Below are 17625 nucleotides of genomic sequence, written 5' to 3' on the forward strand. Positions count from 1 at the left end.
TGAAGTTGCCGAAGGACGGGAACAACTTAATGGAGTCTTGATTCATATCGATGACACAACCAAAAAAGCAACGAAGATTGAACGGATTCATCTGACGGATCAGTCAGTATTCTTCGACTGATTGCCATTTCTGGATGGGGAGGTACACGCATGGACGTCCTGAAAGTATCAGCTAAGTCGAATCCAAACGCGGTAGCAGGTGCACTCGCGGGTGTCATTCGAGAGAGAGGTTCCGTCGAGATTCAGGCCATTGGTGCGGGAGCGCTCAATCAGTCTGTCAAAGCCGTCGCCATCGCACGCGGATTCGTGGCGCCTTCTGGCATCGACTTGATTTGTATCCCAGCCTTCACAGACATTTTGATTGATGGGGAAGAGAGAACCGCCATCAAACTCATCATCGAACCACGATGACGAATTGGACATAGGTCCTATTTGCAAGTAGACCATTTACTCGACTGGAGTAGATGGTCTTTTTGCTGCGCCTTCGAAATTTTCTCACCTTTCCACCGAGGGAGCATTGTACTACTTCCGGTAAATCGGTATCATGAGGGAGGATAGAGAGAACTATCATTTCAGGGGACAGAGAAGGAGCGAACGTCGATGTATAATCAGTTATCATGGAAAGTTGGCGGTCAGCAGGGAGAAGGGATCGAATCAACAGGCGAAATCTTTGCGATTGCCTTGAATCGACTCGGCTATTACCTGTATGGTTACCGTCACTTTTCGTCACGTATCAAGGGAGGACATACGAACAATAAGATTCGTGTCGCGACACAGGAAGTCCGGACGATTTCCGATGATCTCGATATTTTGGTCGCGTTCGATCAAGAGACGATTGATGTTAACTTCCACGAATTGCGTCAAGGTGCCATCATCATCGCGGATGCGAAATTCAATCCGACGAATCCGGACGAAGCACGCGCTTCCTTGTATGCGATTCCATTTACGGAGATCGCAGCTGATCTCGGTACGGCTTTGATGAAGAACATGGTCGCGATCGGTGCATCGAGCGCGATTCTCGGCATTGCACCGGAGCGTTTCCAAGCCGTCGTCGAACAGATTTTCGGTCGAAAAGGTCCAGACATGGTCGAGAAAAACTTAGCGGCAATCCGTGAAGGAGCAGCAGCGTTTGAAGCACTTGCAGGAGAGGGCGAGCGTTTCGTCTTGGAACCGGCTGACGGAAAACAACGGATGTTCATGATCGGAAACGATGCGATCGCCCTTGGTGCAATCGCCGGTGGAGCGCGTCTGATGGCAGCTTACCCGATCACACCATCATCTGAGATCATGGAATACTTAATCAAGAAACTGCCGCAGTTCGGCGGAACGGTCGTCCAGACGGAAGACGAGCTGGCAGCAGTCACAATGGCAATCGGTGCGAACTACGCAGGTGTCCGTGCTTTGACGGCGTCTGCTGGTCCAGGATTGTCATTGATGGCGGAAGCGATCGGATTATCCGGGATGACGGAAACACCGCTCGTCATCGTCGATACACAACGGGGCGGTCCGTCAACCGGTCTACCGACGAAACAGGAACAGTCGGACTTGATGGCGATGATCTACAGCACGCATGGCGAGATTCCGAAGGTCGTTTTGGCACCGTCAACGGTCGAAGAAGCGTTCTACGATGCAGCAGAGGCATTCAATATCGCAGAGGAATACCAGTGTCCTGTCATTCTATTGACGGATTTGATGCTGTCGCTCGGAAAACAATCGGTTGAGCCACCGGATATGTCACGCGTTGAAATCCGTCGCGGAAAGTTGATCCAGGAAGACTTACCGGAACTTGAAGGAAAAGCGTACTTCAAACGCTACGAAGTGACGGAAGATGGGATCAGCCCACGTGTCATTCCAGGCGTCAAGCACGGGATTCATCACGTAACGGGTGTTGAGCATAATGAGGAAGGGCGTCCGTCGGAAGCGACGAAGAACCGAGTCGATCAGATGACGAAGCGACTCCGGAAGCTGAACACGTTCCGCTTACAGGATGCCGTTCTCGTAACGGAGCATCATGCAGAACCGGATATCTTATTCGTCGGTTTCAACTCGACACGTGGAACGATCGAAGAGATCATGCCACGACTCGAAGCACAAGGAATCAAAGTTGATCACTTGCATATCCGTCAAGTCCATCCGTTCCCAAGCGAGCTCGTCACGCCGCACTTAGAGCGGGCAAAACGAGTCATCGTCGTCGAGTACAACGCAACGGGACAACTGGCGAAGCTGATCCAGATGAACTGTGGACATGCATCGAAGATCGAGCATATCCTGAAATTCAATGGCGACCCGTTCTACCCAGCAGAGGTCGTCGAGCAGGTCGTAGGAGGGGTATATCATGGCAACCTTTAAGGATTTTAGAAATGATGTCAAACCAAACTGGTGTCCAGGGTGTGGAGACTTCTCGATTCAAGCAGCGATTCAGCGTGCTGTCGCGAACGTCGGTCTCGAACCAGAAGAGTTGGCATTGATTTCCGGGATCGGCTGTTCTGGTCGGATATCCGGTTATATCAATACGTATGGCTTCCACGGCGTTCATGGACGGTCCCTTCCGATTGCCCAAGGTGTCAAGATGGCGAACCGCGAATTGACGGTCATCGCGTCTGGTGGCGACGGTGATGGATTTGCGATCGGCATGGGACATACGATTCATGCATTCAAGCGCAATGTCGACATGACGTACATCGTCATGGACAATCAGATTTACGGCTTGACGAAAGGGCAGACATCACCCACTTCTGCACCTGGATTCAAGACGAAATCGACGCCAAAAGGGTCGATTGAAAAGAGTGTTTCACCGGTTGAACTCGCCTTGACGGCTGGCGCGACGTTCGTTGCCCAAAGCTTCTCGAATGATTTGAAGGGCTTGACGCAATTGATCGAGCAAGCGACGGCACATAAAGGATTTGCCTTCATCAACGTCTTCAGTCCATGTGTCACGTTCAACAAGGTCAATACGTACGATTGGTTCAAACAGAACTTGACGAAGCTGTCCGATATCGAAGGATACGATCCGTCGAACTTGGATCTTGCGAAACAGACCGTTCATGCTCACGACGGACTCGTCATGGGATTGATCTATCAGGATGAGACACGTCCTGATTACCAGTCACAAATCGATGGGTATCAAGAATCTGGTCTCGCGTATGCGGATCTTGAGCTGAACGAAGAAACATTCGGTAAACTGGCAGCGGAATTCATGTAAGATAGAGGAAAGATGTGTTTGGTTTTTTGGGGATGCTAAACATTTGGAAGTTCGCCACATATAAATAAACGTGAACTTCCGCGAAGGAGTCGGGGAAAGATGACGAAATTAGTAACGACGGTAGAAGAGACGACAACGACGAAAACGATGCGGGCACTCGTCAAAGAAGAACGCGGGTTCGGTGCGGCACTCAAAGAAGTACCGGTACCCGTACCGAGTCGTGGAGAAGTCTTGATTCGAGTCGAGGCAACATCGATCTGTGGGACGGACGTGCATATCTATGAGTGGGACGCGTGGGCAGCCTCGCGTGTCAATCCGCCGTATGTCTTCGGTCACGAGTTCTCGGGCGAAGTCGTCGAGCTCGGAGAAGGCACGAAACGTTTGAAGCTCGGTGACCGTGTCTCGGCGGAGACGCATATCGTCTGTCATCAATGTAAACAGTGTCTTCGTGGGCAATATCACATCTGTAAGAACACGAAGATCATCGGTGTCGATACACAAGGTTGTTTTGCGGAATACGTCGTCATGCCGGAAGAAAACCTTTGGGTCAACCCGGAAGATATGCCAGCAGGGATCGCCTCGATCCAAGAGCCGATGGGCAATGCCGTCCATACGGTTCTTGCGAGTGATGTCAGTGCAAAAACGGTCGCAATCGTCGGTTGTGGTCCGATCGGTCTGATGGCGGTCTCCGTCGCTAAAGCAGCTGGTGCGGCGGAAGTCGTTGCGATCGACGTCAATCCGTATCGTCTCGAACTCGCACGGACGATGGGGGCGGATGTCGTCATTGATTCACGTCATGACGATGTGTTAGAGCGGATCGAGCGCATGACGGACGGCGACGGGATTGATGTCGTCTGTGAGATGAGTGGTCATCCGGTTGCGATTCGTCAAGCCTTCGAGATGGTGACAGCAGGTGGAGACGTCAACATCCTCAGTCTGCCGGTCAAACCGGTCGAAATCGATTTGACGAACCACGTCGTCTTCAAAGGTGTCCGGGTCCAAGGGATCACCGGTCGAAAGATGTACGAGACATGGAGCCAGGTTTCTGCTTTCTTATCGAGCGGAAAAGTCGATGTCCGACCGTTAATCACACACACGTTGCCGCTTGAGCGGTTCGAAGAAGGATTTGAATTGATGCGTCAAGGGAAATGCGGGAAAGTCGTATTACAACCAAGGGGGACGAATTAATGGGATTTGAACACTTACGGACAGAACTAGAAGAGATGAAACAGGCGGGCACGTTCCGCAACCTCGTAGCACTTGAGAGCGCGCAACATAACCGCGTGACGATCGACGGTAAGGAACTCATTCAACTGTCGTCGAACAACTACCTCGGACTCGCAGCACATCCACGTCTCGCTGAACAAGCTGCGGAAGCGGCGCGCACGTTCGGTGCTGGAACAGGGTCCGTTCGGACGATTGCCGGAACACTCGAGATGCACCAAGCATTCGAACGGGAACTCGCGACATTCAAGCATACGGAAGCAGCACTTGTCTTCCAGTCGGGATTCGCAACGAATCTCGGTGTCTTATCGGCACTGCTCGGTCCGGAAGACGTCGTCATCTCGGATGAGTTGAACCACGCTTCGATCATCGATGGGATTCGTCTGACGAAAGCGAAACGACGAATCTATAAACACGTCGACTTGGCTGATCTTGAAACGGCCTTACAAGAAACGCAAGACGCGCGGACGCGCCTTATCGTCACGGACGGTGTCTTCTCGATGGACGGAAACATTGCACCACTTCCAGAGATCGTTGAATTAGCCGAGCGTTATGACGCACTCGTCATGGTCGATGATGCCCATGCGTCAGGTGTGCTTGGGAAAGCGGGACGCGGTACGGTCAATCACTTCGGTCTTGACGGACGTGTTGCCCTGCAGGTCGGTACGCTCTCAAAAGCCATCGGTGTCCTCGGTGGATACGTCGCGTGTGAACAGCACGTCAAGGATTATCTGATCCATAAAGGACGTCCGTTCTTGTTCTCGACATCACATCCACCAGCAGTCGTCGAAGCGAACCGGGAAGCGCTCCGTGTCATGGAGGAAGAGACGGAACTCTTCGATCGTCTGTGGGAAAACACGGAATTCTTTAAACAAGGACTCCGTGATCTTGGATTCGACATCGGAACATCGACGACGCCGATCACACCGGTCATCGTCGGGGATGAAGCACGTTGCCACGAGTTGTCGGACCGCTTACGTCAAGAAGGTGTCTTTGCTCAAGGCATCGCCTTCCCGACGGTCGCAAAAGGAAAAGCACGTGTCCGGACGATCGTGACGGCGGAACATACGCGTGAAGATTTAACGACGGCGCTTGCAGCTTTCGAAAAAGTCGGTCGTGAATTAAACTTGATCGGTTGATATCGATCACGGACGAAATGCGTCCGCATACTTTCAGGCAGCGGATCAGCGATTCGCTGCCTGAAGTGCGTCATGACGAAAGAATCAACGTCGACCGTTTTTACTTTTGCGAGATAGGGAATAACAGATGAGGAAAGGATGTGACCTGATGAGTACGAAGAAAAAAGGGATTTTGCTCTCATTTTTGATGCTGACGCTGCTCCTTGGGGGTTGTATTCGCATCCAATATGATGCGACGATCCATACCGACCAGAGTGTCACCTTAAAGACGACATATGCCGCAAAGGAACACCCGGTAGCGCGTTTACTGAACCTAAATCCGAATTGGAATAGTTATGTTAAACAGGCAGAAAAGAACGGTTATGCGGCGAAAACGTTCAAGACGAAGGATGACTATGAAGGAATCCGGATGCAGAAGACATTCGCGAACTTCAAGGACATGACGTCGATCAAGGACGAATGGAAGACAGGTATCGGAGGGATTCTCATTCCACCTGATACGAAGTTCGACATGAAAAAATCGGACGGTTTTTGGTTTGATACGTATCGACTGGATACGAACATCGATCTCAGTATCGATCGTTTGAATATCAAAGGCTATCAACCGACTGGACAGGTCAAGAAACTCGCCGACCGGTATATCCGTCAAGCCGATATCGAGATCAAGCTCCACGGTCCGAAAGTGATCGGTCTCCAAAATGGTGAAAAGATCGACTGGTCGAATTATCATGATGTGTCATGGAAATTATACGGAACGAAAGCCAATCAGCTACAGTTGATTGCGTATGTACCGAATCCGACAGGTTGGATCATTACCGGTATCGTGTTATTAATCGGTGTCGGATTATTCCTCTACTGGGTCTTTCACCGTGTCCGTCGTTTGCGCCGGCAACAGTTGAAGACGATCAGCATCTCGCTCCTCGTCTGTTTGATTGTCGGGGGAGGCGCGTGGTGGGTGTTCGCGGAAGATACGTCAAGTGCGCCGCCACCAACGCGTCAGATCGTCACGCAAGGAAAGAGTGAAATCGTGCCGACGTTCCTCGTCCACGGGTTATTCGGAACGGAGCGGACGTTCGTGCCGATGATTCAAAACTTCACGAATAAAAAAGTCGCCGATGATGGTGGTCGATGTGACGTGACTCGTTCCGGAAAAGCAACCTGTAGCGTCAAACCCTCGCCGACGGGCTACCCACTTGTCCGAATCGTCTTCGCAGATGATGAGGCAAGTCTTGCCGATCAGCAAAAGTGGTTGAATGCGGCGATTGCAGCTTACGATGCGAAACAAAAAGCGACCTTTGCCGATATTCAGCTCGTTGGGCACAGCATGGGTGGTGTCGATGTCGTCGCCTACACGGTCCAAGAGGAGATGCCGTATCACGTCCGGAAAGTCGTGACGCTCGACTCACCAATCGCCGGTTCGGATTACGCGAAACTCGGCTTGACACTTGCGCCACTTGGCACGAATACGAACAGTCCTGCGATACGCGATCTCGCGAAGGGTTCTCCAGCGATGAACAATCTGACCCAGCGGCTCGAGACGTGGCCACGCGACGTACTCGTCTATTCATTTGGTGCCAAAGGAGGCGACTTCAATCTGATTTCGCTGAAGAGTTCGTTTGCACTCGAGAAGTTTACGGATAACATCCAGACGAAGTCCTATAAGTATGATCACTTTACGATTCATCGCCGGGAGCCGGTCTTCCGCGAAATTCGCAATTTCCTGTTTAAAGAAAATCGAGTCACGGAGGAGGAACCATCATGAAACAGGTCGTCATCGTCGGCGGAGGAATTGCCGGTCTAACGGCTGCGGCATTGATCGCACAAGAAGGACATGCCGTCACGGTACTTGAGGGAAGCCGTGAATGGGGAGGGTCAGCCGGGAAGTTCACACGCCGGGACTTGACGTATCCCGTTGGAGCGACCCTTGGGATGGGATTTGAACCGGGTGGCATTCATGCCCGTGTGCTCGATCATCTCGGAGTGACGCACCAAGTCGAGCCACTCGACGTCGTCATGACGATTCGCATCGAAGGACGATTGATTCATTATTATCAAAATCGTGATGCGTTTCTAACCGAATTGACCTCACATTTTCCGGAGCAGGCATCGTCGATTCAGGCATTCTTTGCTGAAATCGAGCAGATACACGAGGCAATTCGTCCACTGATGGCAGAACTGCCGGCATTGCCACTTCAAGATTTAGCCGACGTCCGGCGGTTAGTTCGTCACACGAAAAGTGTCGTCCTCTTACCGTATTTTCCGCTGACGATTGGTCATCTGTTACGCAAACATCAACTAGCGGATACGTTATTCGCACAAGTGATCGACGGGATCCTACTCGACAGCATGCAGACAGGGCAGGAAGCATCAGCTTTACTAGGGGCAGTCGCCTTATCGATTTATCATGAAGGTGCCTATTATGTTCCAGGCGGATTATACCGGCTGGCTGAGCAATTAAAAGAGACAGCAGAGGCGAGCGGGGCGACCTGTCTCCTTGGGCGAAAAGTCACGTCGATTCGTAAGACACCGGATGGTTTCTTGATCGAGGATCGTCGTGGGCGCTTGACGCTTGCAGATGCTGTCATCTGTGCGGTTCCGCTTGAAGGCATCCGGGAAGTCGTCAGCGCGGATATGCGACGAACGTTACGACGGACGTACCAGCGACAGGAAAAGCTACAACAATGGGCGACCTTTACGTATTATGCGGCGATACCGGAGTCGATCATTTTGTCTGATGAAGCATTCCGGCAAGTCCATGATTCGTCCCTACCTTCAGGTCATGCCTTCATCTCCCTCTCCCGTCCAGATGACCGATTACGTGCACCAGCCGGTCAGCGGACGCTGACGATGTCATGCCATGTTCCGATTGGTACGTTCGATAAGACGAACCGGAAACGCTACGACGAACAAGTCGAGAAGATGTCGGCGATCTTCGAAGCCATTCTTGAACAACAGTTTCCGGGTTTCCGTCAACAGGCAATCGAACGTCATCCGGGTGGACCCGGTGCGTGGGTTCGCTATACGTTCCGTCCGGACGGTGGAGTCGGGGGATATCCGCAACGTCCGAGTACGAGTCTCTTGTTCGCAGCGCCGTTTCGAACAGGCATCGATCACTTCTTTGCAATCGGGGACACGATCTTTCCGGGTGCCGGGACGATTGGGGCGACGACGTCTGCGATTCATGTTGCCCGACAGTTTGATGTCAGATTATGAGAAATCGTCGTAAAATGATGAAAGAAGCGACGCATCTGTCGCTTTTTTCACATTTGAGGATTATGATGAGGAAGAGTCGGGAACATGATATCCATGAACAGAAAGAGAGAAGGAGTGAAGAACCATGGAGACATTCGAGCAAAAATGTCAGTCGTTCATTCAGGAACGACGACCTGAAGTCGGTCCGATTCAATTCGAGTCGGCGCGTACGTTTCTCAATGCACGCGGTTTAAGTGTCTACGAACGGATTTATCAAGGGAAAGAAGAAGTCCGATTAGCGTTCGTCGAGCAGACGAATGGTCAACAACTCGTTTCATTAATGGAAAATACATTCGGCGACGGACTGGTCTATTTTGTCTCAACGGCAACCGCGACATGGGATGGCGACCGTTTTGGTGAATACACGTTTTAAGTACATAGGGAGTCCCAGTCGATGACTGGGGCTCTTTCGTGTCGAAACCTAATCCTTGTCCCGTTCGTAAGGTAGATAAGTGACTCAGTTGAAGGAGGAAACGATGTGTCATCACTTGAACAACCTAAAACATCGACACGGCGGCTTGCGACCGTCTCGTTGATTTTCATGGCGGTCGGATTCGTCGTCTCATTGCCATTTAAAGAAAATGCGTGGGTCTTTTGGCTCCAGAGTGGTTTTGAAGCCGGACTCGTCGGTGGGATTGCCGACTGGTTTGCGATCACGGCATTGTTTCGCCATCCGCTCGGCTTAAAGATTCCCCATACGAACCTGTTGCCGAAAAATCGGGAACGGGTCATCGAATCAATCGTTCATATGCTCGAGACGGACTTGCTCAATAAAGAGAGTATCGTCGCGAAGCTCCAGCATATGACGCTCGCAGACCGTGTCATCAAAATCTTACGTTCGATTCTCGTTCTGCCTGCTTTTCGAGCGACCGTTACCGAACTATTGGTCGGTCTGATCCGGAAATTACCGAAAGAGGCGATTCTTGAGTTTGCGAATACACGGGTGACGGAGACGATCAAAGCGTATCCGTCAAAACGGCTGGCGGTACGGGCGATGGAGTTAAATGAGGAACGTCGACTCGACGAGTGGCTGATGGATCAGTTACTCGGTTATGGGCAACGTCTGCTCGAAGACCCCGTCATCCGCGATCAGATTGGCCGCCTTGCCTATACGGCGATGATCGATCAAGAAAAGAATACGTTCTTGCGGGTGACGGCGCGAACCGTCCAAAAAGTCTACTCAGAAGAAAAACTCAGTCTGGTCATTCAAGGTGTCTTGCTGACGGTCATTCAAGATATGCGACACGTCCATCACCCGAATCGTTTAGCGATTCTTGATCATCTGCGTCGTAACTTGGCACAGTTGTCGATTGATGAAGAGCGTCTAGCAAAAATCGATGCTTGGAAGGCAAGCGAGGTCGACCGGTTTGACTTCGTTCCGGTCATTGAACGCGCGTATGATGCTGGTTTGATCGAACTCGAACGCTACTTGACGTCAGATGCCTTCTGGACGGAACGGGCGATGCCGATGCTTTCGCGCGCTTTAGACGACTGGGAACAGCATCCGACGTTCAAAGATAGCAGTGATCAATGGATGAAGGAGCAACTCGTTCGTTTCGTCGAACAAAATCACCAAAAAATCGGTGGACTCGTCCGCGAGAACTTAAACCGGTTCGATACGGAGACACTGATTCATATGATCGAGGATAAGGTCGGCAGTGACTTGCAATGGATTCGGGTCAACGGGGCATTGTGTGGATTCATCATCGGTTTGATTCTCGGTGCGATCAAGGTGTTCGTCGGATGAGCCGGTGGACGCATGATGTGACGTTGTCGGAAGCATTTGATTTTAAAGGAATCGTATCTCGTTTGACGGAAGACCCGTTACAAATCGAACAGGATGGGCGACTCGTCGTTCCGATCTTCATCAACGATCAGGCATACATCACGACGATGGAAGCCATCGATGGTTACACGTTACGGATTGACGGTTCAGGACCGCAAACAGCGGTGCTGACGCAACTCAATCGACGCTTTCGACTCAATGAGCCAAATCCTGCGCAGCGTCTCAAGGCGACGTCGTTACACGCGATCGTCGAACGGTTCGGCGATGAACGACTCGTGCTTGATCATTCACCGTTCACGGCCTTGATTCGCTCAATCATTCATCAACAGATCAATCTCTCATTTGCCCATACGTTGACGGAACGTGTCTTTCGAACATTCGGTACGGTCAAGGACGGGATCATCCTTCCGCCGACACCGCGTCAATTAGCAACTGCGCGTCGCGAGGACTTGCTTGCTCTGCAACTATCAGGACGTAAAGTCGATTATCTGCTTGGCGTAGCGACGGCAACGATTGATTATGATGCATTGACGTCAGCCGACGACGCAGAAATCGCTGAGACGTTGATTGCACTGAAAGGCGTCGGACCGTGGACGGTCCAAAACGTCCTGATGTTCGGATACGGTCGTCCGGACCTTTTTCCGGCATCGGACATCGGGATATTACGGGCTTTCGAACGGTTGCTCGGTTACCGACCGACGGTGGAAGAAGCGACGCGACTGGCGGAGGAATTTGCCCCTGTCCGTAGTCACGCCGCCTATCTATTATGGCGTTCGATTGAATAAGGAACTATTCTTGTCACTCTATCGCGAGAACGGTATAATGAATGCGACAGAACGAGGAATCGTTCAGAATGCTAAGGGAAGCGACGTGTTCGCTAACGATAGAGGGGACGAATGTGGATGTATACAGATGAACAAATCATCGAAAAAGCCAATGAAATCGCCAAAATGATTTCAGAGACACCGGAAGTAGAACGATTTAAAGCGGCAGAAGCCAACATCAATGGGAATGAAAAAGTCCAAAAGATGATGAAACAAATCAAGTTCCTTCAAAAAGAGGCAGTCAACTGCCAACATTACGGCAAAACAGAAGCACTCGCACGTGTCGAAGCGAAGCTCGATAAATTGTTCGCTGAGCTCGATGAGATGCCTGTCGTCCAACAGTTCCAAGAAACACAAGAAGAAGTCAACGGACTTCTCCAATACATCACGGTGACGATCTCGAACGGGATTACGGATCAAATCATCGAAGCGACGGACGGAGATGTTCTCGCTGGTAAGACAGGTAGCGGCATGGAAGCAGAAAACAAAAGCGGCGGTTGCGGCTACTAATCACGAAATGAACGAAAAGCCGACGGACATCCGTCGGCTTTTTCTACGAATGAGGTGGAAGAATGGAAGCAGTACACAACACTCCGATGATGAAACAATACTTCTCGATCAAGGCGGATTATCCGGATGCCTTTTTGTTTTATCGACTCGGTGATTTTTACGAATTATTCTTTGAGGATGCCAAGAAAGTCGCTCATGAACTGGAGTTGACGCTGACGGCGAAAAACGGCAAGAACGCGGAACATCCGATTCCGATGTGTGGCGTGCCCCATCACGCAGCGAACGGCTACATCGAACAGTTGATCGAGCGTGGTTATAAAGTGGCGCTTTGTGATCAAGTCGAGGATCCGAAGTTGACGAAAGGACTCGTCAAACGCGAAGTCATCCAAGTCATCACACCGGGAACGTTGATGTCCGCCTTGACGGAAAAAGAGAATCGGTACTTAGTCGCGGTCGTCGAACAGGACGGTCGCTTTGGGATTGCTCGCGGTGATGTCTCAACAGGTGAGAGTGCCTTGACAAGCGTTGCGACACTCGACGGTGTAGTCAAAGAACTGAGCATCATTTTGCCACGGGAAATCATCGTCACGACAGAGGAACACGAGACGGCGCTCGCGCACTTACGGATTCCACTGACGCGTAGTTCTCGGCGCGAATCGCATCCGCACGGGGATCGTGCGATTGATGCAGCCCAAGCGGAAGCCTTTGCGGTGCTCTATGCCTACATGCACGATACACAAAAAAGAGCGTTGACACATCTACAACCCGCTGTCGTCTATGAAGCGAGTGACTTCATGCAACTCGAGCCAAATACGGTCAAGAATCTCGAACTCGTCCGCTCGGCACGAACAGGAGACAAAAAAGGTTCGTTGCTTGGTCTGCTTGATGTGACAGGTACAGCGATGGGCGGACGGATGTTGAAACGCTGGCTTGAAAAACCGTTGTTATCGGAACGCGTGATCACCGAGCGGCTCGACGCTGTCGAGGAATTGTTGCAACACTACTTCGAACGTCAGCAATTAAAAGATACGTTACGCGAAGTCTATGATCTCGAGAGACTCGTCGCAAAAGTCGGTTACGGTACGGCTTCAGCGCGCGACCTCGTTCAATTGAAGTCGACGTTACGGCTGATTCCCCGCATTCAATCAGCGCTCGAGGAGATGATGAGCGAACGTCTTGGTCAGCTCAGTCTCGGACTCGATCCGCACGACGAATTGAGCGATTTGCTCGATCGTGCTTTCGTTGAAGCACCACCAATCTCAACGAAAGAGGGCGGAATGATTAAGGCTGGTTATTCAGCAGATCTCGACGAGTTACTCGTCGCCTCAAAAGACGGAAAGACATGGCTTGCGACACTTGAAGCCAGTGAACGGGCAGCAACCGGCATCAAGACGTTGAAGATCGGCTACAATCGCGTCTTCGGTTATTACATCGAGGTATCACGAGCCAATGCCAAGCTGTTGCCAGAAGGACGGTATGAACGGAAGCAGACACTCGCCAATGCCGAGCGTTACATCACACCGGAATTAAAAGAAAAAGAAGCGCTGATTCTAGGGGCGGAAGAGAAGAGTGTCACACTCGAGTACGATCTCTTCTGTGGAGTGCGCGATGAAGTCAAAGGACATATCGAAAGCTTGCAACGGGTCAGTCGCCGGATCGCGGAACTCGACGTCCTCGTCGCACTAGCTGAGATTGCTGAAACGCACGACTATGTCCGACCAATCACGACGACCGGACGAACGGTTGATATTCAGCAAGGACGTCACCCGGTCATCGAGACAGTCTTACCGCGCGGTGAATACGTCGCGAACGGGATTACCTTAAACGAAGGACGCGAGATGCTGTTGATCACTGGACCGAACATGTCCGGTAAATCGACCTATATGCGACAGTTCGCCTTGATTGCTTTATTGCATCAAATTGGCTCGTTCGTACCAGCTGCTCAAGCGGAACTGCCGATCTTCGATCAAATCTTCACCCGGATTGGGGCGGCAGACGACCTCGTCAGTGGACAGTCGACATTCATGGTCGAGATGGTCGAGACACAAGAAGCCTTGACGCGTGCAACGGACCGGTCTTTGATCCTGCTAGATGAAATTGGTCGCGGGACCTCGACGTACGACGGGATGGCACTCGCACAAGCAATCGTTGAACACATCGCCCGGCACGTTGGAGCGAAGACGCTATTTTCGACCCATTATCATGAACTGACAGTGCTCGAAGAATCGATTGATCGATTAGCGAACGTTCACGTCCGTGCCGTTGAACAAGAGGGGCGTGTCGTCTTCTTGCATGAAGTACGCGACGGAAAAGCCGACCAATCATACGGAATCCATGTCGCGCGGTTAGCTGATTTACCAGATAGTCTGATCGAACGGGCGCAAGTCCTCTTGTCCGAGTTCGAGCAGGCTGAGCCTGTTCCGGTTCCAGCACCTGAAAAAGCTCCTGTTCAGGAGGAGCCGATTGATCAACTCAGTCTGTTCTCAGATGCGGATCCTCTGCGAGAGACGATGGCGAGTCTTGATTTGATCAATATGACGCCACTCGAGGCATTGAATACGCTGTATCGTCTACAAGCCGAAGCGAGAAAGTGAGGAGAATGCAGTGGGAATCATTCGTGAATTATCCGATAGTTTAGCGAACCGGATCGCTGCGGGAGAAGTCGTCGAACGACCAGCGTCGGTCGTCAAGGAACTGGTTGAGAACGCACTTGATGCCGGTGCGACCCAAATCGATGTCGAACTCGAAGAAGCCGGAATGAAACGGATGACGATCCGCGACAACGGACACGGGTTTTACCCGGATGACGCTGAACTGGCTTTCGTCCGTCACGCGACGAGTAAGATTAAGGACGAGCATGACTTGTTCCGAATCAAGACACTTGGTTTTCGCGGAGAGGCACTTGCCTCGATCGCGTCTGTCAGTAAAGTGACGTTGAAGACGAAACGTGAGGACGCGGAAGGGATTCAAGTGACGCTGGAGTACGGGACGGTCGTCGAACGGACGCCAGCAGCAATGAACCGGGGAACGGAATTGACGGTCGAGCATCTCTTCTTCAATACACCGGCACGGCTGAAGTATTTGAAGACGACGCATACGGAACTTGCGGCGATCACGGACGTGCTGAACCGGATGGCGTTCGCTCATCCAGACGTCAAACTTCGAGCAACCCATGAAGGGAAGACGTTGATCCAGACGAACGGATCAGGAGACGTCCGGCAGGCGCTGGCGAGTGTCTACGGTCATCAAACGATTCAAGGAACGTTGGTCGCCAAGGGCGCGAATGCCGATTATCAATTGACGTGTCATCTCGTCAAACCGGAAGTGACCCGTGCCTCGAAGAATTACATTACGTTGATTCTCAATGGACGTTCGGTCAAAAACTTCGCCCTGACGCAAGCGGTCTTGAACGGTTACCACACACTCTTGCCGATCGGGCGGTATCCGATTGCAGTCATCGAGGTGACGATGGATCCACTCCTGATCGATGTCAACGTTCACCCGGCGAAACGAGAAGTCCGTCTTTCAAAAGAGATGGAGCTCTGCCAGTTGATTCAGGAGACGATCAAGATGACGCTCAGCCGGGAGACACTGATTCCGAAAGTGACGCCACCGAAACCAAAAAAGGATCCGAGTAGCCAGGAAAAACTCGATTTTTCTTACGTCGCGGAACCAGTCGAAGAAACGTCATCGCGAGCGGTCTGGAATTATCCGATTCCGAAAAAGCCGCAAGAGGACGATCGACCACCTGTCGAGAAATCATTACCGTTTAGCAACGAGGATGATCTGTTCGAGCCCATCGCACCAGTCAAGCAGGAGTTTGCTGAACCGATTGAGGAACCACCCGCGCGTCCGCGCTTTCCGCATCTCGACGTCATCGGTCAACTCCATTCGTCCTATATCGTCTGTGCCGGGGAAGACGGGATGTATATGATTGATCAACATGCAGCACAGGAACGGATCAAATACGAGACATATAAAGTCATGTTCGGTCGACCACCGGAACAACGACAGCAATTGCTCTTGCCGTATACGTTTGAAATCTCGTCGGATGATATGAAACGGATGGATGAAGTCCTTCCGTTGCTAAAAGACGTCGGCATCGAGTTCGAAGCATTCGGTCCACAAAGCTTCATTGTCCGAGAAGTTCCGACGTGGTTCCCGTCCCATCGGCAGGAAGAGACGATTCAGGAATTACTCGATGAAGCCTTGATGAAGCGAAAAATCGATCTCGAGACGTATCGGGAAGATGCCGCTATCATGATGGCATGTAAGAAATCAATCAAGGCGAATCATCCGTTGAACGATGAGATGATGCGCCGGTTGATTGACGATCTAGCGAAAACGGAAATGCCGTTCACGTGTCCACACGGACGTCCGGTCATCATCGAATGGACGACATATGAACTTGAGAAGTTATTCAAACGGGTCATGTGATCAAGATGAGGAGACGATTCCACTAAGGAATCATCTTCAAAATGAAGACAAGGCGCAATTTTTCTCTTATGAGAAGGATTGCGCTTATTGTTCGTCTCGAATCATTTTTTGTACTGATACACGACTGACTGGTTTTTGTTTGTGCTAATACAAAAAAGGTGAGGATTTTCATGAGAACGGTTACTTCAGTTGATTAACTAGATTTCATTGATTGTTGAATGAAAGAGGCGGATAATAAGACCCGAAACTGTTAACAAGGGGACCTTTATCATGCTTTCACGCGTTATGCGTATCATTCAAATCATTGCTCAAATCGCACTTATTTTTTGTTTTTCACTCAGTGGGGACTGGGTGAGCGAAACTTTCCAGTTACCATTACCCGGTAACATCATCGGCTTGATTCTTCTGTACGTGACGTTAAAAAGTCGATTGCTTCCTCTCGTCGCTGTTGAACGGGGCGGAACCTTTCTGCTGTTCGTCATGCCGTTATTCTTCGTTCCAGCACTGTCTGGAATCATGGATTATACGACATTCCTTCGAACATCTGGTCTTCAAGTCGTGTTGATCGTCGTCGTCAGCAGCCTGCTAACGTTAGTCGGCTCAGCGTACATCGTCGATCGCTTGGCACACCGGAAAGAGGCGGTGAACCCACATGAGTGAGACACTGTTCTGGATCATCCTAACCATTCTTTTATTCAGTGGCGCGATGTTCCTTTATCAACGTCATCCTCGTGTCTGGACGTTACCGATCCTGACGGTGACGGCTGTCCTGATCGTGATTCTCGTCTATAGCGGCGTCTCACATGCAGAATACATGCAAGGAGGACAATACTTGTCGAAGATGCTCGGTCCAGCGATCACAGCGTTCGCGATTCCACTCTATCGCGTCCGACATCACGTCCGCCGTTTTCTGCCGGAAATCGGACTCGGTGTATTGCTTGGAACATGTATTGCAATGAGTTCAGATCTGTTGCTCGGTCTGCTGCTCCATCTCGAGCGGACGACGAACCTTGCCTTGTTACCGAAATCGGTCACGTTACCCGTTGCCTTAGCGATCTCACAAAAAGCAGGCGGGACGACGACGCTGACGGCAGCTTTCGTTTTATTGACCGGATTGACGGGATCCATCGTCGGACCAAAATTAATGACGGGCTTGAAGATTCGGCATTTCGTCAGCCGTGGAGTAGGCTTAGCATCGATTGCCCACGTCATGGGTGCGACGAAATCGATGAGTCTTGATCCTGTCTCTTA

Annotated in this window: 15 protein-coding genes; all 15 read left to right on the forward strand. The window is 51.1% G+C overall.

Annotation, left to right across the window (positions count from 1 at the left end; all coding sequences use genetic code 11):
* Positions 1 to 150 precede the first annotated feature (150 nt).
* A complete protein-coding gene (locus tag F8N00_RS07800; RefSeq protein WP_023467705.1) occupies positions 151 to 411 on the forward strand; it encodes a stage V sporulation protein S in 261 nt (86 codons plus the stop codon).
* A gap of 189 nt (positions 412 to 600) precedes the next feature.
* Positions 601 to 2349 carry a 2-oxoacid:acceptor oxidoreductase subunit alpha gene (locus F8N00_RS07805; RefSeq protein ID WP_035398188.1) on the forward strand — a complete coding sequence of 583 codons (1749 nt, stop codon included), beginning with the start codon at positions 601 to 603 and terminating at the stop codon, positions 2347 to 2349.
* Positions 2336 to 3202 carry a 2-oxoacid:ferredoxin oxidoreductase subunit beta gene (locus F8N00_RS07810; RefSeq protein ID WP_023467707.1) on the forward strand — a complete coding sequence of 289 codons (867 nt, stop codon included), beginning with the start codon at positions 2336 to 2338 and terminating at the stop codon, positions 3200 to 3202. The genes F8N00_RS07805 and F8N00_RS07810 overlap by 14 nt, the downstream gene beginning before the upstream one ends.
* A gap of 99 nt (positions 3203 to 3301) precedes the next feature.
* Positions 3302 to 4390, forward strand: coding sequence for an L-threonine 3-dehydrogenase (gene tdh, locus F8N00_RS07815; protein ID WP_023467708.1), 1089 nt, complete (start codon positions 3302 to 3304; stop codon positions 4388 to 4390).
* Positions 4390 to 5565: a glycine C-acetyltransferase gene (locus F8N00_RS07820; protein WP_421017994.1), complete on the forward strand. Its 1176-nt coding sequence runs from the start codon at positions 4390 to 4392 to the stop codon at positions 5563 to 5565. Before tdh ends, F8N00_RS07820 begins: the two co-directional genes overlap by 1 nt.
* A gap of 145 nt (positions 5566 to 5710) precedes the next feature.
* Positions 5711 to 7327, forward strand: a complete 1617-nt coding sequence (locus tag F8N00_RS07825) for an alpha/beta hydrolase (protein ID WP_421018001.1) — start codon at positions 5711 to 5713, stop codon at positions 7325 to 7327.
* Positions 7324 to 8778, forward strand: coding sequence for a phytoene desaturase family protein (locus F8N00_RS07830; protein ID WP_421017995.1), 1455 nt, complete (start codon positions 7324 to 7326; stop codon positions 8776 to 8778). Before F8N00_RS07825 ends, F8N00_RS07830 begins: the two co-directional genes overlap by 4 nt.
* Positions 8779 to 8902: 124 nt before the next feature.
* Complete coding sequence (locus F8N00_RS07835) at positions 8903 to 9190, forward strand: hypothetical protein (RefSeq protein ID WP_421017996.1); 288 nt, start codon at positions 8903 to 8905, stop codon at positions 9188 to 9190.
* 105 nt (positions 9191 to 9295) lie between these two features.
* Complete coding sequence (locus tag F8N00_RS07840) at positions 9296 to 10564, forward strand: DUF445 domain-containing protein (RefSeq protein WP_035398181.1); 1269 nt, start codon at positions 9296 to 9298, stop codon at positions 10562 to 10564.
* Positions 10561 to 11388: a DNA-3-methyladenine glycosylase family protein gene (locus F8N00_RS07845; RefSeq protein ID WP_023467713.1), complete on the forward strand. Its 828-nt coding sequence runs from the start codon at positions 10561 to 10563 to the stop codon at positions 11386 to 11388. Before F8N00_RS07840 ends, F8N00_RS07845 begins: the two co-directional genes overlap by 4 nt.
* A 111-nt stretch (positions 11389 to 11499) precedes the next feature.
* The gene (locus F8N00_RS07850; RefSeq protein WP_023467714.1) at positions 11500 to 11937 is read left to right on the forward strand and encodes a RicAFT regulatory complex protein RicA family protein; all 438 of its coding nucleotides are present in this window, start codon (positions 11500 to 11502) and stop codon (positions 11935 to 11937) included.
* A gap of 62 nt (positions 11938 to 11999) precedes the next feature.
* Positions 12000 to 14531, forward strand: a complete 2532-nt coding sequence (gene mutS / locus F8N00_RS07855) for a DNA mismatch repair protein MutS (RefSeq protein WP_421017997.1) — start codon at positions 12000 to 12002, stop codon at positions 14529 to 14531.
* Between the two features lie 10 nt (positions 14532 to 14541).
* Positions 14542 to 16374 carry a DNA mismatch repair endonuclease MutL gene (mutL, locus tag F8N00_RS07860; protein WP_421017998.1) on the forward strand — a complete coding sequence of 611 codons (1833 nt, stop codon included), beginning with the start codon at positions 14542 to 14544 and terminating at the stop codon, positions 16372 to 16374.
* A gap of 270 nt (positions 16375 to 16644) precedes the next feature.
* Positions 16645 to 17034: a CidA/LrgA family protein gene (locus F8N00_RS07865; RefSeq protein WP_421017999.1), complete on the forward strand. Its 390-nt coding sequence runs from the start codon at positions 16645 to 16647 to the stop codon at positions 17032 to 17034.
* Positions 17027 to 17625 (forward strand): LrgB family protein (locus F8N00_RS07870; protein ID WP_421018000.1); only part of this gene is annotated, 599 nt, incomplete at its 3' end. The genes F8N00_RS07865 and F8N00_RS07870, both read left to right, overlap by 8 nt.

Source organism: Exiguobacterium sp. A1_3_1 (genome assembly GCF_048985645.1).
Taxonomy (GTDB): Bacteria; Bacillota; Bacilli; order Exiguobacteriales; family Exiguobacteriaceae; genus Exiguobacterium_A; species Exiguobacterium_A indicum.

Bases quoted from the DNA above. Each gene is read 5' to 3' on its own strand.
- F8N00_RS07800 (WP_023467705.1), top strand. From the start codon at position 151: ATGGACGTCCTGAAAGTATCAGCTAAGTCGAATCCAAACGCGGTAGCA.
- F8N00_RS07805 (WP_035398188.1), top strand. From the start codon at position 601: ATGTATAATCAGTTATCATGGAAAGTTGGCGGTCAGCAGGGAGAAGGG.
- F8N00_RS07810 (WP_023467707.1), top strand. From the start codon at position 2,336: ATGGCAACCTTTAAGGATTTTAGAAATGATGTCAAACCAAACTGGTGT.
- tdh (WP_023467708.1), top strand. From the start codon at position 3,302: ATGACGAAATTAGTAACGACGGTAGAAGAGACGACAACGACGAAAACG.
- F8N00_RS07820 (WP_421017994.1), top strand. From the start codon at position 4,390: ATGGGATTTGAACACTTACGGACAGAACTAGAAGAGATGAAACAGGCG.
- F8N00_RS07830 (WP_421017995.1), top strand. From the start codon at position 7,324: ATGAAACAGGTCGTCATCGTCGGCGGAGGAATTGCCGGTCTAACGGCT.
- F8N00_RS07835 (WP_421017996.1), top strand. From the start codon at position 8,903: ATGGAGACATTCGAGCAAAAATGTCAGTCGTTCATTCAGGAACGACGA.
- F8N00_RS07845 (WP_023467713.1), top strand. From the start codon at position 10,561: ATGAGCCGGTGGACGCATGATGTGACGTTGTCGGAAGCATTTGATTTT.
- F8N00_RS07850 (WP_023467714.1), top strand. From the start codon at position 11,500: ATGTGGATGTATACAGATGAACAAATCATCGAAAAAGCCAATGAAATC.
- mutS (WP_421017997.1), top strand. From the start codon at position 12,000: ATGGAAGCAGTACACAACACTCCGATGATGAAACAATACTTCTCGATC.
- F8N00_RS07865 (WP_421017999.1), top strand. From the start codon at position 16,645: ATGCTTTCACGCGTTATGCGTATCATTCAAATCATTGCTCAAATCGCA.